Raw genomic sequence first — 21704 nt, 5'->3', positions numbered from 1 at the left:
CGCCTGCCCGCCCGCGCCCGTGATCCTCGATCTCCCGCTGCCTCGATGCTACGGCTGTCCGGTGGTCCCCGGCAGGCCCGCGGTCGCCCGTCCCGCCACACCGGCGCGCGGGTGCCCGCGGGTGCGCTCGGATCAGGTCAGCCGGACGACGAGATCCGCGCGGTCACGGCACCTGGCGACCAGCAGGGCGTTGGCCTCGTCGGATTCACGGACCCAGCGCTCGGCGTACGCCCGCTCCTTTCCGTAGCGCACGTGCCGGTCCACGAGCCGGCGTACCCGCACCTCGGGGTCGAGGTCCACGAACCACACCTCGTCGAGGAGCGCGCGCACCGCGCTCCACGGGCCCTCGTCGTGCAGCAGGTAGCTGCCTTCGGTGATGACGAGGGGGATGTCGGGCGGTACGGGAACGCTGCCCGCGACCGGCTCTTCCAGGGAGCGGTCGAAGGCGGGGGCGTAGACGACGGTGCCCGGCTCGGGAGCTCGCAGACGGGTGAGGAGGGCGGCGTAGCCGGCGGCGTCGAAGGTGTCGGGGGCGCCTTTGCGGTGCGCGCGCCCCAGGCGGCGCAGCTCGGCCTGGGCGAGGTGGAAACCGTCCATGGGCACGAGCGCGGCCCGTGCGCCGAGGCTGTCGGCGAGCTGGGCGGCGAGGGTGGACTTGCCCGCGCCCGGCGCGCCCACGATGCCGAGGACGCGGCGGCGGCCGGGGACGGCGAGGCGGCGCGCACGGTCGGTGAGTTCCGCGAGTGCGGCGGGCTGCCGCGGGTCCGGGGCGGCGGCCGTTCGCGCGTCCGTGGCGGGGGCGGTTCGCGCTTCCACGGCCGCGTCCGGGGCGGCGGCCGTTCGCGTACCGGCCGCCGCGGTCCGCCGCGGGTCGGTGCCCGCGGTCTCCGGCGCGTCGGTTCCGGCAATGCGCTGCGCGTCCATACAGCGCATTGTCCCATCCGCTGGGCGCCTTGCCGATCGGCAAGTCATACGTATAACGTTCCTCGCATGTCACATATCGCCCTGGTCACCCTGGTCGTCGACGACTACGACAAGGCCATCGCCCACTACACCGGCGCTCTCGGTTTCGAACTGGTCGAGGACACCGACCGGGGCGAAGGCGCCCGCTGGGTCGTGGTCCGGCCGCCCGGCGCGGACGGCGCGACCTCGCTGTTGCTCGCCCGCGCCACGAACGACGCGCAGCGCGCGGCCGTCGGCGCGCAGACCGGCGGCCGGGTCGGCTTCTTCCTGCACACCGAGGACTTCGCCCGTGACCACGCCAGGATGCTGGCGGCGGGGGTCCGCTTCCTGGAGGAGCCCCGGCACGAACCGTACGGCTCTGTCGCGGTGTTCGAGGACCTGTACGGCAATCGCTGGGACCTCCTGCAACCCGCGTAGTCACACGTGCGGCACCTACCCATAGGGTTGCCGCCCATGACGGACCCCGCCCTGGCCCTGCTGAGGCAGCAGCCACATCTCGCCGAACTCGCCGCGCGTTCCTTCCACTTCGATCTGCGCAGGACCGAACACCACGAGCCGGTACGGCTGGCTTCGGGAGCCCCGCTGGAGGCGGTCGCGGGGGACGACACGGGCGGAACGTACTTCGTGTGCGGCGGCGGTGCCGTTCTCTACGCGTCCTCGGAGGGCAAGGCCGGGCTGATCGGTGACAGTGTCACCGAGGCCCTTGAGGTGATCGTCGGACTGCCCGGCTGGTCCGGCCGCGACTGCTTCCGGCCGCTGGGGGACGAGGACGGCCTCGCGTCCGCTGCCTCGCCGGAGGCGGCGAATGCCCACGCGTACCTGTCGGAGACGGCCGCCCCGCGGGCGGAGCTGCTTGCCGGGCTGGGACTTCCCGCGCGCTCCCCCGCCGAACTGGTCGCCCGGCTGCGAACCGCCCTGCTCCGTACGGATCTTGGCCATCTCCTGCTCAACGCGCGGGAGGGCCTGGCCTACTCGCATCTGAACGGCCCTACGCGGCCGCCGCGGTGGGAGACGGTGCTCGCGCCGGGCCTCGCCGACCTCCGGCTGATGCGGTCGGATCCCGCTTCCTGGCCCGAGGTCGCGCCGGACGCCGGACGCCGGGCCGCAGCGCTGCGCGCCGCGCAGTTCGCGCGCGGTGACGAGAGCGACCTGCCGCTGCTGCGCGTCCTGCTGCGGCACGAGGCGGCCGGCACCGGCATGTCGGAGGAACTGCGCCTGGCGGCCGTGCTGGTGGGCCGCTTCGGCCTGACCGAGGACCTGCCGCTGCTGCACGAGGCGCGTGCGACCGACCCGGAGACGCAGGACGGCCTGTTCGAGCTTCCGCGGGACGCGAGGAGAGTGGCCCGGTGGGCGCGCGCCCTGGACGACGCACGTTTCGGTACGGATCCCGGCGCCGCGTCCCCGCTCCTCTGGGCCCGCCTGGCCTCCCGCCAGGGCCGTACGGAACTGGCCCGCGCGATCCTGATCCGCACCCTGGACGAGGCCGGACCCGACGCACCGCTGCTGGACAGCGTGCGCGGAGGACTTGAGGAACTGGGTGACTTCGCCCAGGCGGCCCGCGCGCAGCGGGCTCTGGCACCGCTCCGGGACGCTCCGTGGGAGCGCGGAACCGCCTGCCTCACACTGGCACGTCTCGAACGGGCGGCAGCCGACCACCCGGCGGCCCGGGCGGCGCTCCGCCGGACCCTGGCTGAGTTGGCGAAAGACGAACGCCCGGTCGACTGGCGGCGGTTCGCGCTCGGCAGGACAGTCACGGAGGAGCACCTGCTGCTGGCCGGTGCCGCGGCCGGGGCGGGCCGGACGGAACTGGCCCACGAGGTGATGGCCGTCGCCGTGGCGCTGCTGGGGGAGTTGCCCGCGCGCTCCCGCGAAACACTGACCGAACTGGCCGACGAAACAGCCCGGTTGATTGTCTCCCCGGCCCCTGACCGGTCGCCGGAGAACTGAGATGAAGCAGGGCGGGCAGACGTTCGCCGGGTACGCCGCGTGCCCGCCGGCGCCGGACGGTACGGTCGTGACGCGGCCCGAGTCGCCTGCGCACAGGACGAGTCCACCGATCCGGGCGGTCCGGACACGTCGCACGGGCAGGGCACGCACAGCGGGCAGCGCGAGTTCAACGAGCGCGGCCGGCGGCACAAGCACGTCGAGCGGGATGAGCAAGGGACCAAGGAGGCCGGCGCGATGAGCCTGGCGCAGCTGCACTACACCTCCGCCCCGCCGGGGCCGGACGGATCGGGCTTCCGATTCACGGCCGTCACACCGGGCCTGCCCCCGTCGTTGCTGACGGAAGCCGAGCGGCTTCTCGGGTACGAGGCGCCGTCCGACGCCTCACGCTCACCCTCCCCTGCCGAACTCGCCTCCTTCCCCCAGGTGTTCAGCCACAGCGTGCTCTCCGACGGGAGCCGGCTGCTGGCCCGTACGGTCCCTACCGGCGCCGGCCACGCCGACGGCCCGGACAACTTCCACGCGCACGTCGTGGTGCTGCCGCCGGGCACGGGGCTGCCGGGCGGCGCGCTTCCCATCACCGCGTGGAACTCCGCGCGGTGGGTGGCCGAGACTCCGCAGGGCGGGGTGCCGGCGCAGTTGGAAGGGCTGCCCGCTTCCGGTCACCTGGGCCGTGACGCGCTGATCGGCTTCGCGGCCTCCCGTGCCTCCCTGCTGGCCGATTTCTTCGCCGGCCTGAGGCAGTTGGGCGGCGAGGCACCGGCTCGGCAGATGGTCCTCATTGAGCGGGACAGCGCCGACGTCGCCCGCTGGATCGCGCTGGCGTCCACCGCGCTCCCGCACCCGAGCGCGGACCGGCTGACGTTCACGACGTACACCCGTCAGCCGCGGCTGGCCGGTCAGCAGATCATCGGCGTCCTGCCGGAGGACGCACGGGCGCACGGACTGACCGGGCACGATCACCGCTATCGGGTGCACGACTGCGTCAACCCCGGTCCGGCGCAACCGTCTTCGGACGCCTGGGCCGAGATCGCCGCGCGTGTCTGGCTGGGCAGGGCACCCGAACTGTTCGCGGAAGCCGCCGCACTGCCCGGCGAGCCCTGCTCGGCGGGCGCGCTCGCCTTCGTGGCGCTCCGCGCGGAGGTCACGGTCGGCTCCCAGGGCCGTACGGAAGCTGCCCTCTGGGCCCGCGAGCACGCACGCGCCCTGGACGAGGATCAGCTGAGCCGTCTCGTCGAGGCGCTGTGCGCGCCGGCCGACGACCGTACGTCGGCCGAATCGGCCGCACTGACAGGCCTGTTCACGGCGCTCAGCGGATGGGCACCGGAAGCGGCGACCACCGCCCTCGGGGCTCTCGCGCTGACCACGGCGGCCCGTATACCGAATCCCGGCCTCGACCTGACGGAGCTGCGGGAGCTGCCCGCCGCCCAACTCACCTCGCTGGCAGACATCTTGGCTCCGGAGCTACGCGAGGGCATCACACAGGACACGGGCCAGGACTACTGGCAGGACGTCCTGCGTCCGGTGGAACTGCTGCGCGTCGCCGTCGCCCTCAACGTGGACTGCGCGGACCTGCTGCCCGGCCTCGCCGACCGGCTGGCACGCGCCCTGCTCGCCGCCCCGGAGGCCGCGTACACCCCGGCCGTCGCCACCGTGCTGGAGGAACACTTCGAGCTGCGCACCGCGCTGCTCAGCCGGCTGGACGCCCTGGCCGTCGCCGATCCGCTCGCCGCCGTCCGGTTGCTCAGTGCGACGCCCCTCGCTTCCACCGGAGTTCAGGTCCTGCCGCAGCTGCGGATGTGCGCGGGCGCGCCCTGGCTGCCCGCCGAGGACGGCGGTGACCGGGGCACCGCCCTGCGGTCCGCGCTGCGTGCCTGCGGTGTCTCGCCGTTCAACGATCCGCTGGTGCTGCGCACCGCGGTCAGGCTGGTGTGGCAGGACAGCGTCCCGACGGCGGGCGAAGCCCTGCGGATGCTCGGCGAGACCGGTTCCGACGCCCACCGCGTGGCGGGCACCTGGCGCGTCCTCGTCCAGGCGGCGCTCGAAGGCGCCTCGGACGACGACGCCCCTCAGCTCGCCCACGACCTGCTGCGCTGCTTCCCCGACGAGCTGTCGCCGCGCGTACGCGGCGCCCTGCTGCTCCTGGAGTTCACCAAAGACCTCGGCTCGGGCAGTGCCGCGCCTCCCTGGACGAGCCGCGCGCTGACCCTGCGGGCCGACGCGGAACCGGTCGAACCGGCCCTGCTCGTCCAGGTGTTCACCACCCTGGCGCACCGCCTGCTCTCCGAGGACCGGCCGGACGGCGAGCTGTACGCGCTGATCCACTCCGGCGATCCGGACCTCCTCGCGGCGTACACCGGGGCCGCGCAGGAGGACCGCGTACGCGACCGGCTGCGCACGTCCCCGGCGTACGCGGCCGACTGTTTCATCGCGTGGAGTTCACTGCCGGGGGCGAACCGGGCCTGGGACGGGGTCCGTACGACCCTGCTGGACAAGGTCCTGCGGCCCGCCGTACGCGCGCTGCCGGAAGGAGACGTCGCCTCCGTCGAGCAGACCCTCCAGCGCGCGGGCGCCCACCGGGCCGAGGAATTCCGCACGTGGAACCGCCCGGGAGCCCTCAGCAGGCTGGGCCGCCGCTTCGGCGCGCTGGGGCGGTCCCGCTGAGGGGCCCGGCCCCACGGCCCTCCGTGCCCGCCGGCACGTGATCCGCACATCGGCACCGAAGGCCGTACCGCGCTACGGTTTATGTGTGGGACCAAGAAGGTGACTATCACTCTCGACGAATCCCTGGTCGAAGCGCTGTCCGGAGCCGCCGAGGAGGAAGGCATCCCACTCTCCCGCCTCGTGGCCGGAGCAGCTGCACGCGAGCTGCGCCTGCGGGCCGGCCGGGCCGTCATCCAGGAGTGGCAGGCAGAACACGGTGCTTTCGCCCCGGAAGAACTCGCCACCGCCCGCGCGGACCTGGCCGCCGCCGACGCCGGGTACCTCAGCAAACCGGGAGCCTCCGCCGCGTGAACATCCCCCACCTGTACGACACCGGGGTGCTCATCGCCATCGACGACGGCGACCGGCACATGTGGGCCCGCCACAGCCTGGCCCTCGAAGACGGCCGCGACATCCACATCCCGTCCGTCGCCGTCAGCCAGGCATGGCGGGACTCCCGCCGCCAGGTCGGACTCGGCGAGTTCCTCGCCGGGTGCCGCGTCGTACCCTTCGGCCTCGAAACCGCCAAGACCGCAGGCATCCTCTGCGGCAAGGCCGGCACCTCCGACATCGTCGACGCCACCGTCGTCACCATGGCAGCCGGTCTCGGCACCACCATCTGGACCTCGGACCCGGACGACATCCGCACCCTCATCGACGCCCAGGACATCAAACCCGCCCCTGTCATCCGCACCGTCTGGCAACCGATGACTTCCGAGGACCAGCTCGTCTCCCAGCGTGGCGCGAATGTCCGGCGGACTCAGCTCACCCTCACCGCAGCAGATCCGGCGCACCCGCCGGCTGATGGCGTACGCGATCATCCGCTTCGCGCTGCTGACGAATCGGCTGACGGTCGTGGCCGTCCCCGGCCACCACGGCGAGGCCGTTCGGCGGGGCGTGACCCGCTACGGCCTCAGCCACGCCGGCTCGGTCAGCGCGGCCCTCTCCGCTTGACACACGGCTTGCTGAAACCGCGAAGGTGCCGGCACAGAATTCCCTGTGCGGGCACCACTCGCGACCATCATCAGCCGGTTAACGGTCAGCCCTCGTCCGGCGTCAGCCGCAGCGAGATGCTGTTGATGCAGTACCGCTGGTCGGTCGGGGTCGCGTACCCCTCGCCCTCGAAGACGTGACCGAGGTGCGAGCCACAGCGGGCGCAGCGCACCTCCGTGCGCGTCATGCCCATCGAGCGGTCCTCGATCAGCTCGACCGCGTCCGTGTCCTTCGGGTCGTAGAAGGACGGCCAGCCGCAGTGCGACTCGAACTTCGTGTCGGAGCGGAAGACCTCGGCGCCGCACGCGCGACAGGAATAGACACCTGTGGTCTTCGTGTCCGTGTATTCACCGACGAAAGCGGGCTCGGTGCCGGCCTGGCGGAGTACCGCGTACTCCGCGGAGGACAACTCCGCGCGCCACTGCTCGTCCGGCTTGTCGATGTCGTACGACATGCGCACTCTCTCTCGGTCAGGCCCTCGGACGGGCGGTCTCGGCTGGGATCTCAGCGGGAAAGACGCGTGAGAATGTCAGGACCGAGGTCCGTGACGTCTCCCGCGCCCATGGTGAGAACGAGATCACCGGGCCTCGCCATTCCCGCGACCACGTCGGGGACCGTGTTCTTGTCGTGTACGGCGGTGACCTCGGCGCCCGCGGCCAGGGCCGCGTCGATGATCAGGCCGCTGGTGACGCCGGGCAGCGGATCCTCGCGGGCCGGGTAGATGTCGAGGACGACCGACGCGTCGGCCAGGGCGAGGGCCTGCCCCATCTCCGTGCCCAGCTCCTGCGTACGGGAGAACAGGTGCGGCTGGAAGACGACCAGCAGCCGGGAGCCGGCCGGGGCGGCCGACCGCATGGCCTCCAGGTCGGCGGTCATCTCGGTGGGGTGATGCGCGTACGAGTCGATGACCTGGACTCCCGCGGCCTCGCCCTTGAGCTGGAGGCGGCGCTTGACGCCGGTGTACGAGCCGATCGCCGAGGCCAGATTGTGCGCGGGCACGGACAGCGCGACCCCGGCGGCCAGCGCCGCGACCGCGTTGAGCGCGTAGTGGCGGCCGGGGACCGAGACCGTGAAGGTCAGGTAGCGGCCGCCGAGCACGACAGTGACCTCGCTGGTCAGACCCCGTGCGGTGATCTTGTGGACCCGCACGTCGGCGTTCTCGGCCTCGCCGTACGTGACCACCGTGAGCGTGGACAGGTCGCGCACCCGCGAGGCCAGCTCGACGGCGCCCGCCTGGTCGGCGGAGATCACCAGCGTGCCGCCGGGGACGATCTTGCCGGCGAACGTTTCGAACGACTCGTAGATCTCGTCCATCGAGGCGTAATTGGCGTGGTGGTCAAGCTCGACGTTGAGGACGATCGCGACCTCGGGGTCGTACTTCTGGAAGCTGCGGTCGCTCTCGTCCGCCTCGGCGACGAAGATCTCCCCTTCGCCGTGCCGGGCGTTGGTGCCGGGCCCCTCCAGGTCGCCGCCGATCGCGTACGAGGGGTCGAGACCCAACTCGGTCAGCGCCACGGCCAGCATGGAGGTCGTGGTCGTCTTGCCGTGGGTGCCCGCGACGGCGATCGAGCGGGTGCCCGTCATCAGGGAGGCCAGCGCGTCGGAGCGGTGCACCACGGGGACGGACAGCTCGGCGGCCCGCACCAGCTCGGGGTTGTCCGCCCGGATGGCGCTGGAGACGACCACGCAGGTCGCGTCGTCCGCGAGGTGGTCGGCGGCGTGGCCGATGTGCACGGTGGCCCCCAGCGCCCGCAGCGCCTGAGCGGTCTCCGACTCCTTCGCGTCACTGCCCGCGACCTTGGCCCCGCGCTGGGCGAGGATCTTCGCGATACCCGACATTCCGGCGCCGCCGATGCCGATGAAGTGCGGCCGTTCCATGGCGGTGGGGATACCGGTACCGGGTGCCATTCGTATGTCTCCAAGGTGCGGGCGAACGTGGTGGAAAAACCGGCCCCCAGCCTATTCGCTGTGCGCGAAGAGTTTGAGCACCGGTACGCCGACCTTGTGGCGGGCCCGGGACGCCCAGTCGCGGTGGAAGAACTCCTCCACGTAGTGGGGCTCGGTCAGCACGATGACCTCGTCGGCGCCCGCGCCGTCCACGACGGCCTTGAGCCGGTCGAGCGGGTGCTGCTCGACGACCTCGCCCACCGCCTCGGAACCCTGTTCCCGCAGCGCCGCCAGCGATTGCGCCAGCGCCAGCTCTGCGGGCCGCCTGGCATCACCGCCCTCCGGCTCGTCGACCTCGCGGCTCGCCTCCTTCAGCTCGCCGTACGCGACATCGTCGATGGCGCGCAGCAGGACGTCGGCCTGGTCGCCCCGGGGCTGCATCAGCACGATGAAGGAGATGACGTCATCCCCGTGGAGGGTGGTGACGAAGTCCACGTCCTCGGGCGTCAGGGGTTTCTCGATCATCAATACGCTTGTGAACACGACAGACGCCCTTCGTCGTTCATGGGCCGCTGTGGCCCCTGCTGAAACCATCCTTCCCCGTGCCCGCACGGGGTCTGCGAGAGTAAGTGTGCCCAGCGGAAGCTAACCGGAACGGGTTGTTCCGCCTCAGGTCCCGCCTCGGGTCCCGTCTCAGGTCAGATCCGACGGTATCGGGTGAAAAGGAAGCCGTCCTCCTCCAGCAGCGACGCCAGTGCGAACCGTTCCGGTACGGCGAGGGCCGGGCCGCCCGCGATGCGCTGCGCGTACCCCGAAGTGAGTGTCGGAGACACCGTCAGACAGAGTTCGTCCAGGGCTCCCGCCGCCACGAACTGCCCGAGCAGCCGCGGGCCGCCCTCCGTGAGGAGCCGCAGGAGACCGCGCTCCGCGAGCGCGCGCACGGCGCGGGCGGGCTCCACCCCGGGTCCGTCCCCGGCGATCACCACGTCGACGCCCGCCTCGCCCGCCGCGCGGACGCGGTCCTGGGGAGCGGCAGCGCCGGTCAGCACCAGGGTGGGAACGACGGGCGCGGTGAAAAGTGGCAGCGAGAAGTCCAGCTCCAGGCTCGCGCTGACGACGGCGATGACGGGCGCGGGCCCCTGGCCGGCCTCCTTGCGGCGCCGGGCGAGCCCTTCCCGGGCACGGGCCGGCCGGTAGCCCTCCTGGCGAACCGTTTCGGCGCCGACCACCACGGCGTCCGCGAGTCCGCGCAGCAGACCGAAGACGCGCATGTCGGCGGCGGAGGAGAGCGGCTGTGAGCGCCCGTCGTGCTGGGCGGCCCCGTCGAGGCTGGAGACCATGTTGGCGCGCACCCAGGGCCCGCCGCCCGCCGACCCCCTGGCCGGGTACGGAGGCGGGTACGCGTACGCCTCGGCCAGTTCGTCGAGCGTCCACTCGCGCTCACGGTCCGCGGTGGAGACTGTCTGGTCGGTCACAGGGAACAGGCGTCGCATGCCGAGCAGTCTGGCACGGCCCTTACAGTTGGGGGTTGTGTCGTCCTCCCCCGCCGCCCCCGGCAACCGCCCGATAGCCGATGCCGGTGCCACAGCGGCCCCGCTCTCCCTCTGCACACGTGAGCCGCGCGTCCCCCCCGACCGGCTGGTCGCCGAACTGGTGCCGCCGCCGCGTTTCGGCTCCGTACGTTTCGACACGTACGTACCCGACCCGAACCAGTCCAGCCAGGCCGAGGCCGTGACGGTCCTGAGCGCCTTCGCGGCCGGTCCGGACAAAGGCCGCACCGCCGGCGGGAGCGCGAGCGGCGGCGGTCTGCGGCGCTGGTTCGGCGGGAAGCCGGCCGCGCCCGCGACCGGGCCCCGGGGGATCTACCTGGACGGCGGTTACGGCGTCGGCAAGACCCACCTGCTGGCCTCTTTGTGGCACGCGACGCCCGCGCCGCCCGAGCTGAAGGGGTTCGGCACGTTCGTGGAGCTGACCAACCTGGTCGGGGCGCTCGGCTTCCAGCAGACCGTAAAGGCCCTCGGCGGTCACCGGCTGCTGTGCATCGACGAATTCGAACTGGACGACCCGGGCGACACCGTGCTCGTCTCGTCGCTCCTGCGCAGGCTGGTCGAGGCGGGCGTGGCACTCGCCGCGACCTCCAACACCCTGCCGGGGAAGCTCGGTGAGGGCCGGTTCGCCTCCGCCGACTTCCTCAGGGAGATCCAGGGTCTCTCCGCGCACTTCCGCACGCTGCGGATCGACGGCGAGGACTACCGCCACCGGGGTCTGCCCGAGGCGCCGCCGCCGTTCACCGACGAGCAGGTCACGCGCGCCGCGTACGCCACCGAGGGCGCGAGCCTGGACACCTTCCCCGACCTGCTGGCGCACCTCGCCAAGATCCATCCGAGCCGGTACGGTGCGCTGACGGAGGATCTTGGGGCGGCCTGTCTGACCGGCGTCGGGCCGGTGCCCGACCAGTCGACGGCGCTTCGGCTCGTCGCCTTCGCCGACCGGCTGTACGACCGGGAGGTGCCCGTGCTGGCTTCCGGTGTCGCCTTCGACCGTCTGTTCAGCGAAGAGATGCTGAACGGCGGTTACCGGAAGAAGTACTTCCGGGCGATCTCCCGGCTGACAGCCCTGGCACGGGACGCGAAAGGGCTGGTCGCCCAGTAGGTTCTCTGCCGTAAGAACGTGCGATCCCGCGCGATGACGCGCGATCCTTTCGCGCGACCAATATCAGAAGGGTTCCACCATGGCCACCACGCGTCAGGCACACACCGTCTGGGAAGGCGACCTCGCCCAGGGCAAGGGCCTCGTCACCTTCGACTCCTCCGGCATCGCGGAGCAGCCGGTCTCCTGGGCCTCCCGCGCCGAGCAGGCGAACGGCAAGACCAGCCCCGAAGAGCTGATCGCCGCCGCCCACTCCAGCTGCTTCTCGATGGCGCTCTCGAACGGCCTCACCAAGGCCGGCACCCCGCCGACCAAGCTGACCACCCAGGCCGAGGTCACCCTGGTGCCCGGCACCGGCATCACCGGTGTCCACATCACGGTGCAGGGCGAGGTCGCGGGTCTGGACGAGGCGGACTTCGTCAAGGCGGCCGAGGACGCCAAGGCGAACTGCCCCGTCAGCCAGGCGCTTTCGGGCACGAGCATCACGCTGAGCGCGTCGCTCGTCTGACACGTACGAACGGGCGCCGGGCAGGGGATTCCCCCTGCCCGGCGCCTTTTTCGGCAATGCGACACCATCCGTAGCCAGTTACTCACTCTCTGCGCCGGGAGCCGACGCCCGCCGCACCGGTCTGCTCCACAGCTGACGCACCCCCGGTGCCGGAAAAGCGGTCGCCGGGAGCGGTGTCCGGTTCGATACGATGAGGAACGCCCGCAATGCCCGGGCGCGCGGCGCTCCGGGGTCCGCCCCGGCACTGGTCGCGGTGCCTCACGTACGTTCGAGAAGGAGCATCCGAGGATGGCTCGACACCTGATCACCAGCGCGCTTCCCTACATCAACGGGATCAAGCACCTGGGCAACATGGTCGGGTCGATGCTCCCGGCGGATGTGTACGCCCGCTATCTGCGTCAGCGCGGTCATGACGTCCTCTACATCTGCGCCACCGACGAACACGGCACGCCCGCCGAGCTGGCGGCGAAGGACGTCGGGCTGCCCGTCGCGGGGTTCTGCGCGCAGCAGCACGGCGTCCAGAAGGCGATCTACGACGGCTTCGGCCTCGCCTTCGACCACTTCGGCCGCAGCTCCTCCCCGGAGAACGCGGAGATCACGCAGCACTTCGCCCGCGCGCTCCAGGAGAACGGCTTCATCGAGCAGCGGGCGATCCGCCAGGTCTACTCGGTGGCCGACGGCCGATTCCTGCCCGACCGCTACATCGTCGGCACGTGCCCGTACTGCGGCTACGACAAGGCGCGCGGCGACCAGTGCGAGAACTGCACGCGGGTCCTCGACCCGACGGATCTGATCGACGCGCGCTCGGCGATCAGCGGCAGCAGCGAGCTGGAGGTCCGCGAGACCAGGCATCTCTTCCTGCTCCAGTCCAAGCTCCAGCGGGAGGTCGAGGCGTGGCTCGACGGCAACGGCAGCGGCGAGCGGTGGCCGACGCTGGCCTCCTCCATCGCGCGCAAGTGGCTGACGGAAGGCCTCAACGACCGGGCCATCACCCGTGACTTGGACTGGGGCGTGCCGGTGCCCGCCGACACCTGGCCGGAACTGGCGGCCGAGGGCAAGGTCTTCTACGTGTGGTTCGACGCGCCGATCGAGTACATCGCCGCGACGAAGGAGTGGTCGGACGCCGATCCGGCCTCGCGGGACTGGAAGTCGTGGTGGTACGAGGCCGACGAGGTCCAGTACACGCAGTTCATGGCCAAGGACAACGTCCCTTTCCACACCGTGATGTTCCCGGCGACGGAGCTGGGCACCCGGGAGCCGTGGAAGAAGGTCGACTACATCAAGGCCTTCAACTGGCTGAACTACTACGGCGGTAAGTTCTCCACCTCCCAGCGGCGCGGCATCTTCACCGACGCGGCGCTCGAACTGCTCCCCGCCGATTACTGGCGCTATTTCCTGATGGCCAACGCCCCTGAGTCGGACGACACTTCGTTCACCTGGGAGCTGTTCTCGTCGTCCGTCAACAAGGACCTCGCCGACACCCTGGGCAACTTCGTCAACCGCGTACTCTCCTTCTCCCGCAAGCGGTTCGGCGACGAGGTGCCCGCAGGCGACGCGGCCGGCGAGGCGGAGCGCGTGCTCGGCGACGAGATCGCCGGGCTGCTCGCGGAGTACGAACGCCGGCTGGAGGCCCTGCAGTTCCGCAAGGCCGCGCAGGCGCTGCGCTCGCTGTGGAGCGCGGGCAACGCCTACCTGGAGGAGAAGGCTCCCTGGCTGGAGATCAAGACCGCTCCGGAGGCCGCCGCCCTGACACTGCGTACGGCGATGAACCTGATCCACCTGTACGCGGTCGTCTCCGAGCCGTTCATCCCGTCCTCGGCGCGGGCGATGCGCGCCGCGTTCGCACTCGCCGACGACAGCGCCACCTGGGTCACGCCGGAGCAGGCGCGGTCGCTCGACGCGGTCGCGGCGGGTACGGCCTTCACCGTGCCGCCCGTACTGTTCGCGAAGATCACGGACGAGGACCTGGAGTCCTACCGCGCCCGCTTCGGCGGTTCCGAAACCGCGTGACGCGCCCGTACGGCACCAGTAGCCTGCCGGGATGCCCGACCAGGAGAGGTACCGCCGCCGGTCCGCCCGTGTCGTCCTGACCGACGCGGGGGGCCGGGTGCTGCTGCTGAAGTGGTACACGGTGGCAGGCGACCCGGGAGCCGGTCACCGCTGGTTCACTCCCGGCGGCGGAGTGTGAGGACGGCGAGAGCCTGGCCGAGGCGGCCTCGCGGGAGTTGCGCGAGGAGATCGGCCTCGCGGTTCCGCCCGGCGCTCTGGGGCCGCTGGTCGCGCGGACGTCCGGGTACGCCGATCTCGGCTGGGCCGAGGGCGTGTTCGAGGACAACTTCTTCCATTACCGGGTCACCTCGCTCGAGGTCGACATCAGCGGGCAGGAGGCCCACGAGAGCGCGCACCACGGCGGCCACCGGTGGTGGTCCCCGGCGGCGCTCGCCGCGCGCACGGACACCGTCTATCCCCTCGGACTCGCCTCACTGGTAGAGGAGTTGACGGCGGGACGGGTGCCTCTGCGGCCTGTTTCGCTGCCCTGGCAGCACTGACGCGCCGCCGCGCCTCAGCACTGACGCGCTGCCCTGCGACTGCCCGAAGTGCGTACGTATAGGGGTGCCGCGCGTCTTGACACGGCCCGCGCCATGAATGAGGTTCGACCGCAGAGCAAGACAACGTTGTCGAAGCCCGGTGCCCTCGCGCCGTCCCAGGAGGAAGTTCCATGAGTGAGCAAGGCGATCCGTTCAGCAGGCGCGGGTTTCTGATCGCGAGCGGCGGAGCGGCGGCGGCACTCGTCGCGCTGGGGACCGCCGGATCCGCCGCCGCGGCCGGGCGGTCGGCAGCGGGGGCCGCAGCGGCCGGATCACCCGCTGCCGGGGCCGTGGCGCGGGCCGCCGGGACCGTACGCCGCGCCACCGCCGTCGACTTCATGAATCCGCTGACCGGCGCGCTGACCACCTCGGCCGACACCGCCTGCGGCAAGACGTTTCCCGGGGCCGTGACCCCGTTCGGTCTGGTCCAGCTGAGCCCGGACACCGTCAGCGGCGGCGACAACGGCAGCGGCTACTCCGCCGACATGACCACGATCGAGGGGTTCAGCTTCCTGCATCTGGGCGGCATCGGCTGCTACGGCGATCTGGGCAATCTCCAGGTGATGCCGCAGACCGGCGAACTGGTCACCGGCCGGGAAGCGGCCAAGAGCCCGTTCGGCAAGGACAGCGAGGTCGCCGAGGCCGGTTACTACAGCGTCGAACTCGACCGCTACCGGGTGCGCGCCGAACTCACCGCCGCCGCGCGCGCCGGCCTCCTGCGCTTCACGTTCCACGAGGCGGGCACCGGACGGCTCAAGGTGGATCTGGCCCGCCGTATCGGCTTCGACGGGTCGCACACGGTGACCCAGAAGCTGAAGCTCGTGGACAGCCACACCGTCGAGGGCTCGATGAGTTCCGACCGCTCGGGCGGCGGCTGGATCTGCGGCAACGGCCCCACGTACACCGTCTACTTCTCGATGGCGTTCGAAAGGCCCGTCACCGCGTTCGGCACCTGGGACGGCGACACGGTCTCCACCGGCGCGCGGGAACAGGACAGCGCGAGCGACAGCGCCGGATTCTTCGTGGAGTTCCCGGTGGAGGCCGGCGAGCAGGTCCTGACGAAGGCGGGGATCTCGTTCACGAGTGTGGCGGGAGCCCGCGGCAATCTCGCCGACTCCATCCCCGGCTGGGACTTCGACGACGTCCGCGCGAAGGCCCGTACCACGTGGGCGGACGTGGCCGGGAAGGTCGAGGCGACCGGCGGTACGGACAAGCAGCGTGAGATCTTCTACTCGGCGCTCTACCACACCATGATCGATCCCCGGATCTCCAGCGACGCCGACGGCTCTTCCCGCTTCGGCGAAGGCCCCGTACGGCACGACGGGTTCACGCAGCGCACCGTGTTCAGCGGCTGGGACATCTTCCGGGCCGAGTTCCCGCTGCTGTCGATCGTCGACGAGCAGGTCATCAGTGATCAGATCAACACTCTGCTGGCGCTGACCGAGTCCGGCGCGGTCAAGGGGCTCGCCCGGTGGGAGCTGCTGGGCACCGACACCGACACCATGGTCGGGGACCCGGCGGTCAACATCATCGCCGAGGCGTACCTCAAGGGCATCAGGGGCTTCGACGCGGAGAAGGCGTACGCGTACTGCCGCGACGTGGCGATGGGCCCGGCCGATCGGTCCAACCGCAATGACTTCGCGCACTGGTCCACCCTCGGGTACTGCGTGGACAACAGCCTGTCGACAACGCTGGAGAACAGCTACTCCGACTTCGCGCTGGCCCGGTTCGCCGAGGCGGCGGGCCACGCGGACGACGCGAGGACGCTCGACGAGACCGCCAAGAACTACCGCAACGTCTTCAACAAGGACGCCGGCTGGTTCCGCGGCCGCAACGCGGACGGCAGCTGGATGGGCGATCAGGACGGCTGCGTCGAGTCCAACCCGGAGCAGCAGGGCTGGTTCGTCCCGCACGACATCGACGGTCTGGTGGACCTTCTCGGCGGCCGGGACGCGTTCAACACCCGGCTCGACGACATCTTCGAGCAGACGCCGCCCGAGGACATGATGAAGTGGAACGAGACGTACAACCACTCCAACGAGCCGGTCCACCAGATGGCGTTCATGTTCGTCCACACGGGCGCGCCCTGGCTGACGCAGAAGTGGTCCAGGTACATCTGCGAGCACGCCTACAACACCGGGCCCGCCGGGCTCGCGGGCAATGACGACTGCGGCCAGATGTCGGCGTGGTACGTGATGGCCGCCTCCGGTTTCTACCCGGTGAACCCGGCGAGCACGGTGTACGCGATCGGCAGCCCGCTGTTCCCCGAGGTCACGTACTCCACGAGTCGCGGTACGCGGTTCACGGTGGAGGCGCGGGACACCTCGGACACCAACCTCTACGTGCAGTCGGCGACGCTGAACGGCCGTCCGCTGCGGCGCGCCTGGATCACACACGAGGAGATCGTCTCGGGCGGCCGGCTGACGCTGGTGATGGGCGCGAGCCCGAACAAGAGCTGGGGCAGCGACCCGCGTGACGCACCGCCCACGGCGGTCGCGCCGGTCCGTCCGGTGCGTGGTGCGGGGCATGGGACGGGGCACGGTGCGGGGCACGGACACCGTCGCTGACGCTCTGACGGGAACGGACGCGAAGGGTCGCGGACGGCCGGCACGGGAGGCTTCCGGACTCCGCGGCCGAATCGCGGTCGGACTCGCCCGACGTACAACCGTTTTGTCTGATTGATCGTTTATTTTTCCTGAGTGAGCAGACTCGTACGCACCCTCGCCACCGCCGCCGCCCTGGGCACCGCCCTCAGTTCCCTCACCGGCTGCGGTGGCGGCGCGGCCGCGCCCTCGGCCCCGCTCCCCCACGCTTCCTCCCCGGCGGTGCCGCACCAGGCCACGGCCGAGGGGCCACCGACCCTCGGCCCGGACCCCGGCGGACTCACCCCCGTCTTCAAGCACGGCCGCTGGGCCGGCGGGAAGCGGGTGGCGCTCACCTTCGACGCCGACATGACGGCCGGCCAGGGCCCGCGGGCGGCCCGGGGCGAACGCTTCGACAACCCCGCACTGATCGAACTGCTGCGCCGCCTCGCGGTGCCCGCGACGATCTTCATGACCGGACGGTGGGCCGAGGAGTATCCCGTCCAGGCGAGGTCGATCGGCGACGATCCGCTCTTCGAGATCGCCAACCATTCCTACAGCCATTACTCCTTCACGTCCGACTGCTACGGACTGCCGAAGATCGGCCCGGACCGCGCGCTGACGGATGTGGCGCGCGCCTTCGCCGCCTTCCGTACGGCGGGGATCCACCGGGTGGTGCCGTACTTCCGCTTCCCCGGCGGCTGTTACGACGAAGCGTCGCTACGGGCGCTCGCACCGGCCCGGGTCACCGCCGTCCAGTGGGACGTGGTCAGCGGGGACGCCTTCGCGACGGATCCCGGCGCGGTGGCCGAGCAGGTGCTCGGCGAGGTGAAGCCCGGCTCGCTCGTCGTCCTGCACTGCACGCGCAGCGCGGCGCCGGCCACGGAGGACGCCGTGGCGCGGATCGTTCCGGAACTGCGCAAGCGCGGCTACCGGCTGGTCAGAGTCTCGGAGCTGATGAAGAACTGATCCGGCGCGCGCACTGCTCAAGCCGGGCACGGTTCAGCCCGAGTACGCTGCTCAGCCCGGTCACGGCTCGACCCGAGCGCACTGCCCAACCCGAGCGCTGCCCGGCCCAAGCACCGCTCAGCCCGAGCACGCCATCCGCTGGGCTTCCTGCCACTCGCAGACGGGACAGAGCGTGGCGCCCTTCACCGTCTCCGGGTACTCGGTCGGCTCCTGGCACAGCACACAGTCCGCGTACACGATCTCTTCGACCGCTCTCGTCTCCTCAGCCATACCCCGAGGGTACTCAGCCCGCCGCTCAGCCCCGCCCCGGCGAGCCTGCCGGCCACCGCCGCCGCGATCGCCGCCACCGCCACGGCGGCGATCAGCGACAGGCCCGGCACCGGGACCGCGCGCCGTCCGCGGACCGGTCACCAGGGCGCCGACCGCGTATTTCGCCGGGGAACCGCTCGTCACCAGCGCCGGCAGCGCGACCAGCGCGGTGGCCGCGACCGACCAGCCACGGGCGGCGAGCAGCGGCCGGTCGCACAACGCGCCGACCGCCGCTCCTGAAGCCGGCCCCGTCAGCTCGCCGCGGATTTCTGCGGGGTGACCTCGCTGGGTCTGACAATCACGAACCCCTCGCCCTGGAGCATCAGTTGCACGGCCTCGCCGGAGCCGCCGCGGATCATGGATCCGACGGACTGCGAGCGGTGCAGCGAGGTGTGCAGCTGCGCGCTCCAGCCGACGACAGCGTCCGTGTCGACGTAGACCGGCGCCTGGCTGGTGACGGGAATCACGATGGGGTCGCCGTCTGCGACCACGGCGAGCTTGCCGTAGCCGGTGAAGAGGCTGTTGAAGAGGCCACCGCCGGTCATGCCGGCGCCCTTCACCGTCTTGATCTCGTAGGAGAGCGTCGCGTCGAAGCAGAGCACGTTGCGGCCGTTGATGGTGAGCGCGTCGCCCTGCTCGATGTCGATGATGAAGCACGTCTCGGCCTCGTGTGCGAACCACGCCTCGCCCTGACCGCGCACGGCCATGAGCGGCAGGCCCTCGCCCGTGACAGCCCGCTTGAGGATGCTGCCGAGGCCCTGGCCCTTGCGTTCGAACTGGAGATTGCCGCGAAAGGCGATCATCGCTCCCTGCCGCGCGTACATCTCACCGTTGACCGCGTACTTGACTGATTTGCTGTTCTGCAGAGTCATTCCCGGGGCGGTCGCCTGCTGTGCCATGTGCTGCTGGGAAAACAGATCGCTCTTCATGCGGTGCATCGTCCACCGGAGGGATTCGTTCCGCCAAGAAGGAGTTTGCGGCTTGCTGGCAGACTGGAGCGTGTGAGTACCGACAGCCCTTTTGTAAGTGAGCCGACCGATCGCGACGCGGCTCCGCAGTTCGTCCTGCCGCTGGTGATCAGGATCGAGAAGGCCACACCCCCCACCCGCACCGACGCCCTGGAGACGGCGGCGCGCGCCGTGCTCGTCATGCTCTCCGACGAACGGTCGCTCGGCGAGGGCGAGTGGGCCGAAGCCATGCGTAACTGGCAGGACGCCCGGATCCGCAAGGTCGTACGGCGGGCACGCGGCGGCGAGTGGCGGCGGGCCTGCGAGCTGCCCTGCGTCGAGGTCACGGGCTCGGGTCCCGCCACGGACACCACGTCGACGGCGGACCTACGGGTCTACCCGCCGATCCCGCTGGACGGCTGGCCCAAGGAGCTGGCCAAGCTCCAGGTGTCGGGCACCGACCTGGCCGACCCGGAACCGCCGGCCGCGCCCGACCTGTCGCAGCCGGTCCTGTGGCTCAATCCCGAACTGGAGATGTCGGCGGGCAAGGCGATGGCCCAGGTCGGCCACGGCGCGCAGCTCGCCTGGTGGGAACTGTCGGACACGGACCGCAAGATCTGGCGCGAAGCCGGCTTCCCCCTCGCCGTACGCACCCCGGACGCCCGCCACTGGGAAGAGCTGACCCGCAGCGGCCTCCCCCTGGTCCGCGACGCCGGCTTCACCGAGATCGCCCCGAACTCCGCGACGGTGATCGCCGACCACCCGGCGCTGCGCCGCTGAGCGGGGCGGGGTCTCCGCCAGGCGCCGGCGCCTTGCCAGTCGGTAAGGTCCACGACGAGATCACCGTGCGGGGTTGATGCGGCGCAGCATGCCGGCCTGTCCGGCGACGAAGCCGGTGCGTCGCTCCCCGGCTCACGGCCGCGTGCCGCCCCTGTGGCCAACTCGGCTTGTACCGTGGCCAGTTCGCGGCGTTGATCAGCATCAGGGGGAACCTCAAATCAACCTCTGAACGTCCTCCGTCGCGGATTCATCGCCGCGCGGCTGGGTCATCACCTCTGCGACAGCCGGGTGCGCGGGACGTACGGGGCGGTCATGGCGGATGCGAAGTCGTGACGGACGGGGGAGTCATGAACGGCACACCACAGCTCGGTATCGGCATCGGCTGGCGTCCTGAGATCGCGGACGCCGTGGAGAGCCTCGGCGGCATCGACTGGGTCGAGGCGGTCGCGGAGAACCTGTGCCCCGGCCACCTGCCGGACTCCCTGCTACGGCTGCGCGAGCGTGGCGTCACCGTCGTGCCGCACGGCGTCTCGCTCGGTCTCGGCGGCGCGGACCGGCCCGGTCCCGGGCGGCTCGCGGACCTCGCGGCGCGCGCCGAGGCGCTGGGGTCGCCGCTGGTCACCGAGCACATCGCGTTCGTACGGGCCGGTGGGGCGCTCACCGCGTCGCCGGTACTCGAAGCGGGACATCTGCTGCCGGTCCCCCGGACCTGGGACGCGCTGCGTGTGCTGTGCGAGAACGTACGGATCGCCCAGGACTCGCTGCCCGTGCCGCTCGCCGTGGAGAACATCGCCGCGCTGATCTCATGGCCGGACGAGGACATGAGCGAGGGCCAGTTCCTCGCCGAGCTGGTGGAACGCACCGGGGTCCGGCTGCTGATCGATGTGGCCAACCTGCACACCAACCACGTCAACCGCGGAGAGGACCCGGCGAAGGCCCTAGACGAACTGCCGGTCGAGGCCATCGCGTACGTCCATGTCGCGGGCGGCGTCGAGCGGGACGGTGTCTGGCACGACACCCATGCCCATCCGGTGACGGAGCCGGTGCTCGACGTCCTCGCGGAGCTGCGCGCGCGGGTCGCGCCGCCCGGGGTGCTGCTGGAGCGCGACGAGGACTTCCCGCCGGCGCCCGAGCTGGCGGCCGAACTCACCATGATCCGCAAGACGATGGCGGTCGCGGCCGTGGAGCGGAGCGACGGGAACGCGCCCGGCAGGACACGGCGGGGCGCGCCGGGCGCGGCGACCCAGCCGCACTGGCCGACCGATCAGCCGGACTGGCCCACCGACGAGAGCGACGACAGCAACGACGCCCGGGCCCGGCTCGCGCTCGGGCAGACCGCGCTGCTCTCCTCCCTGGTCGCCGGGACACCCGTACCGGCGGGCTTCGACTCCCGGCGCCTCGGAGTGCAGAGCCGCGCCCTCGCCGCGAAGCGCGCGGATGTGGTCGCCAGGATCGCCCCCGAAGTGCCGGTCATCCTCGGGGACGGCTACCGCGCCGCGTTCCTCGCGTACGCCGCGACCAGCCCCATGCGCGGCGGGTACCGCCGTGACGCGCTCGACTTCGCCGAGCATCTGCTGTTCGCGGAAGGCCTCGAAGAGGTCGTCACCCGGTGCCGGCTGACGCTGTGGTGGGAGGAGCGGGCGGGTACTCGTCCGCCGCGCCGGGCCACGCGACTGCTGCGCGCCGCCCGTGCGGCGCGTACCGCGAGAAGGTGACGGGGCTTCCCTCGAACGCGCCGCGCATTCCACGGGCCCCGACCGTTGGCCTCCCGCACACCCCTGTCCTTTCCGCACGCCGGGACGGGCCTCCTGAGTGGTCCTCGTCGCAACAGGGTCGCGGCCCACGACACCGCACCCAGGTCCTGTACAAGTCACGGCGCACT

The 21704-nt window shown here is 71.4% G+C and carries 21 protein-coding genes; 14 read left to right on the top strand and 7 right to left on the bottom strand.

What is annotated here, in order from left to right; translation table 11 throughout:
- Nucleotides 1-132 precede the first annotated feature (132 nt).
- A complete protein-coding gene (locus ACIP6N_RS01695) occupies nt 133-924 on the bottom strand; it encodes a nucleoside/nucleotide kinase family protein (protein ID WP_401811986.1) in 792 nt (263 codons plus the stop codon).
- Between the two features lie 66 nt (nt 925-990).
- On the opposite strand from ACIP6N_RS01695, the gene ACIP6N_RS01690 reads away from it, so the two are divergent.
- From ACIP6N_RS01690 to ACIP6N_RS01670, 5 genes are all read left to right on the top strand, one after another.
- Nucleotides 991-1380 carry a VOC family protein gene (locus ACIP6N_RS01690; RefSeq protein WP_401811985.1) on the top strand — a complete coding sequence of 130 codons (390 nt, stop codon included), beginning with the start codon at nt 991-993 and terminating at the stop codon, nt 1378-1380.
- Between the two features lie 36 nt (nt 1381-1416).
- The gene (locus ACIP6N_RS01685; protein WP_401811983.1) at nt 1417-2910 is read left to right on the top strand and encodes a hypothetical protein; all 1494 of its coding nucleotides are present in this window, start codon (nt 1417-1419) and stop codon (nt 2908-2910) included.
- Nucleotides 2911-2949: 39 nt separating this feature from the next.
- Entirely contained in the window at nt 2950-5571 is a 2622-nt protein-coding gene (locus tag ACIP6N_RS01680; protein ID WP_401811982.1) for a GTPase-associated protein 1-related protein, read from the top strand.
- A 99-nt stretch (nt 5572-5670) separates the two neighbouring features.
- Nucleotides 5671-5922: a hypothetical protein gene (locus ACIP6N_RS01675; protein WP_401811980.1), complete on the top strand. Its 252-nt coding sequence runs from the start codon at nt 5671-5673 to the stop codon at nt 5920-5922.
- Between the two features lie 435 nt (nt 5923-6357).
- Nucleotides 6358-6564 (top strand): hypothetical protein, encoded by a 207-nt coding sequence (locus ACIP6N_RS01670; RefSeq protein WP_401811979.1) that lies wholly within the window; start codon nt 6358-6360, stop codon nt 6562-6564.
- A gap of 85 nt (nt 6565-6649) precedes the next feature.
- On the opposite strand, the gene msrB is transcribed toward ACIP6N_RS01670, so the two are convergent.
- The 4 genes from msrB to ACIP6N_RS01650 all read right to left on the bottom strand — a co-directional run bounded on the left by msrB (nt 6650) and on the right by ACIP6N_RS01650 (nt 9983).
- Complete coding sequence (msrB, locus tag ACIP6N_RS01665; protein ID WP_401811978.1) at nt 6650-7057, bottom strand: peptide-methionine (R)-S-oxide reductase MsrB; 408 nt, start codon at nt 7055-7057, stop codon at nt 6650-6652.
- A gap of 50 nt (nt 7058-7107) precedes the next feature.
- A complete protein-coding gene (gene murC, locus ACIP6N_RS01660) occupies nt 7108-8511 on the bottom strand; it encodes a UDP-N-acetylmuramate--L-alanine ligase (RefSeq protein ID WP_401811976.1) in 1404 nt (467 codons plus the stop codon).
- Between the two features lie 51 nt (nt 8512-8562).
- A complete protein-coding gene (locus ACIP6N_RS01655) occupies nt 8563-9033 on the bottom strand; it encodes an indole-3-glycerol phosphate synthase (RefSeq protein WP_401811974.1) in 471 nt (156 codons plus the stop codon).
- 155 nt (nt 9034-9188) lie between these two features.
- A complete protein-coding gene (locus ACIP6N_RS01650; RefSeq protein WP_401811973.1) occupies nt 9189-9983 on the bottom strand; it encodes a pyrimidine reductase family protein in 795 nt (264 codons plus the stop codon).
- 37 nt (nt 9984-10020) lie between these two features.
- Between ACIP6N_RS01650 and zapE the strand changes: the two genes are divergently transcribed.
- The 7 genes from zapE to ACIP6N_RS01615 all read left to right on the top strand — a co-directional run bounded on the left by zapE (nt 10021) and on the right by ACIP6N_RS01615 (nt 17786).
- Nucleotides 10021-11142, top strand: a complete 1122-nt coding sequence (zapE, locus tag ACIP6N_RS01645; RefSeq protein ID WP_401811972.1) for a cell division protein ZapE — start codon at nt 10021-10023, stop codon at nt 11140-11142.
- Between the two features lie 79 nt (nt 11143-11221).
- Nucleotides 11222-11647 carry an OsmC family protein gene (locus ACIP6N_RS01640; RefSeq protein ID WP_401811971.1) on the top strand — a complete coding sequence of 142 codons (426 nt, stop codon included), beginning with the start codon at nt 11222-11224 and terminating at the stop codon, nt 11645-11647.
- A 288-nt stretch (nt 11648-11935) separates the two neighbouring features.
- Nucleotides 11936-13657 (top strand): methionine--tRNA ligase, encoded by a 1722-nt coding sequence (gene metG, locus ACIP6N_RS01635; RefSeq protein WP_401811970.1) that lies wholly within the window; start codon nt 11936-11938, stop codon nt 13655-13657.
- A 31-nt stretch (nt 13658-13688) separates the two neighbouring features.
- Entirely contained in the window at nt 13689-13835 is a 147-nt protein-coding gene (locus ACIP6N_RS01630) for an NUDIX domain-containing protein (protein WP_401811968.1), read from the top strand.
- A gap of 37 nt (nt 13836-13872) precedes the next feature.
- Nucleotides 13873-14196 carry a hypothetical protein gene (locus tag ACIP6N_RS01625; RefSeq protein WP_401811967.1) on the top strand — a complete coding sequence of 108 codons (324 nt, stop codon included), beginning with the start codon at nt 13873-13875 and terminating at the stop codon, nt 14194-14196.
- 170 nt (nt 14197-14366) lie between these two features.
- Entirely contained in the window at nt 14367-16802 is a 2436-nt protein-coding gene (locus tag ACIP6N_RS01620; RefSeq protein WP_401811965.1) for a GH92 family glycosyl hydrolase, read from the top strand.
- 132 nt (nt 16803-16934) lie between these two features.
- Nucleotides 16935-17786 (top strand): polysaccharide deacetylase family protein, encoded by an 852-nt coding sequence (locus tag ACIP6N_RS01615; RefSeq protein WP_401811963.1) that lies wholly within the window; start codon nt 16935-16937, stop codon nt 17784-17786.
- A gap of 117 nt (nt 17787-17903) precedes the next feature.
- On the opposite strand, the gene ACIP6N_RS01610 is transcribed toward ACIP6N_RS01615, so the two are convergent.
- Together ACIP6N_RS01610 and ACIP6N_RS01605 are read right to left on the bottom strand one after the other, a co-directional pair.
- The gene (locus tag ACIP6N_RS01610; protein WP_401811961.1) at nt 17904-18056 is read right to left on the bottom strand and encodes a hypothetical protein; all 153 of its coding nucleotides are present in this window, start codon (nt 18054-18056) and stop codon (nt 17904-17906) included.
- Between the two features lie 290 nt (nt 18057-18346).
- The gene (locus tag ACIP6N_RS01605; RefSeq protein ID WP_401811959.1) at nt 18347-19024 is read right to left on the bottom strand and encodes an AIM24 family protein; all 678 of its coding nucleotides are present in this window, start codon (nt 19022-19024) and stop codon (nt 18347-18349) included.
- A 72-nt stretch (nt 19025-19096) separates the two neighbouring features.
- Here ACIP6N_RS01605 and ACIP6N_RS01600 point away from each other — a divergent pair, with 72 nt between their 5' ends.
- Together ACIP6N_RS01600 and ACIP6N_RS01595 are read left to right on the top strand one after the other, a co-directional pair.
- On the top strand, nt 19097-19822 hold the full coding sequence (locus ACIP6N_RS01600) for a peptidyl-tRNA hydrolase (protein WP_401811958.1): 726 nt from the start codon (nt 19097-19099) through the stop codon (nt 19820-19822).
- Between the two features lie 347 nt (nt 19823-20169).
- Entirely contained in the window at nt 20170-21537 is a 1368-nt protein-coding gene (locus ACIP6N_RS01595) for a DUF692 domain-containing protein (RefSeq protein WP_401811957.1), read from the top strand.
- The last annotated feature ends 167 nt before the right edge of the window (nt 21538-21704 follow it).

The sequence above is a fragment of the Streptomyces sp. NPDC088725 genome (assembly GCF_044751305.1).
Lineage (GTDB): Bacteria > Actinomycetota > Actinomycetes > Streptomycetales > Streptomycetaceae > Streptomyces.
This window is presented reverse-complemented; position numbering and strand designations above follow the sequence as displayed.

Coding starts and splice junctions, on each gene's coding strand:
- ACIP6N_RS01695 (WP_401811986.1), bottom strand. CDS start 924: ATGGACGCGCAGCGCATTGCCGGAACCGACGCGCCGGAGACCGCGGGC.
- ACIP6N_RS01690 (WP_401811985.1), top strand. CDS start 991: ATGTCACATATCGCCCTGGTCACCCTGGTCGTCGACGACTACGACAAG.
- ACIP6N_RS01685 (WP_401811983.1), top strand. CDS start 1,417: ATGACGGACCCCGCCCTGGCCCTGCTGAGGCAGCAGCCACATCTCGCC.
- ACIP6N_RS01670 (WP_401811979.1), top strand. CDS start 6,358: ATGTCCGGCGGACTCAGCTCACCCTCACCGCAGCAGATCCGGCGCACC.
- msrB (WP_401811978.1), bottom strand. CDS start 7,057: ATGTCGTACGACATCGACAAGCCGGACGAGCAGTGGCGCGCGGAGTTG.
- murC (WP_401811976.1), bottom strand. CDS start 8,511: ATGGCACCCGGTACCGGTATCCCCACCGCCATGGAACGGCCGCACTTC.
- ACIP6N_RS01650 (WP_401811973.1), bottom strand. CDS start 9,983: ATGCGACGCCTGTTCCCTGTGACCGACCAGACAGTCTCCACCGCGGAC.
- ACIP6N_RS01640 (WP_401811971.1), top strand. CDS start 11,222: ATGGCCACCACGCGTCAGGCACACACCGTCTGGGAAGGCGACCTCGCC.
- metG (WP_401811970.1), top strand. CDS start 11,936: ATGGCTCGACACCTGATCACCAGCGCGCTTCCCTACATCAACGGGATC.
- ACIP6N_RS01630 (WP_401811968.1), top strand. CDS start 13,689: ATGCCCGACCAGGAGAGGTACCGCCGCCGGTCCGCCCGTGTCGTCCTG.
- ACIP6N_RS01620 (WP_401811965.1), top strand. CDS start 14,367: ATGAGTGAGCAAGGCGATCCGTTCAGCAGGCGCGGGTTTCTGATCGCG.
- ACIP6N_RS01610 (WP_401811961.1), bottom strand. CDS start 18,056: ATGGCTGAGGAGACGAGAGCGGTCGAAGAGATCGTGTACGCGGACTGT.
- ACIP6N_RS01605 (WP_401811959.1), bottom strand. CDS start 19,024: ATGAAGAGCGATCTGTTTTCCCAGCAGCACATGGCACAGCAGGCGACC.
- ACIP6N_RS01595 (WP_401811957.1), top strand. CDS start 20,170: ATGAACGGCACACCACAGCTCGGTATCGGCATCGGCTGGCGTCCTGAG.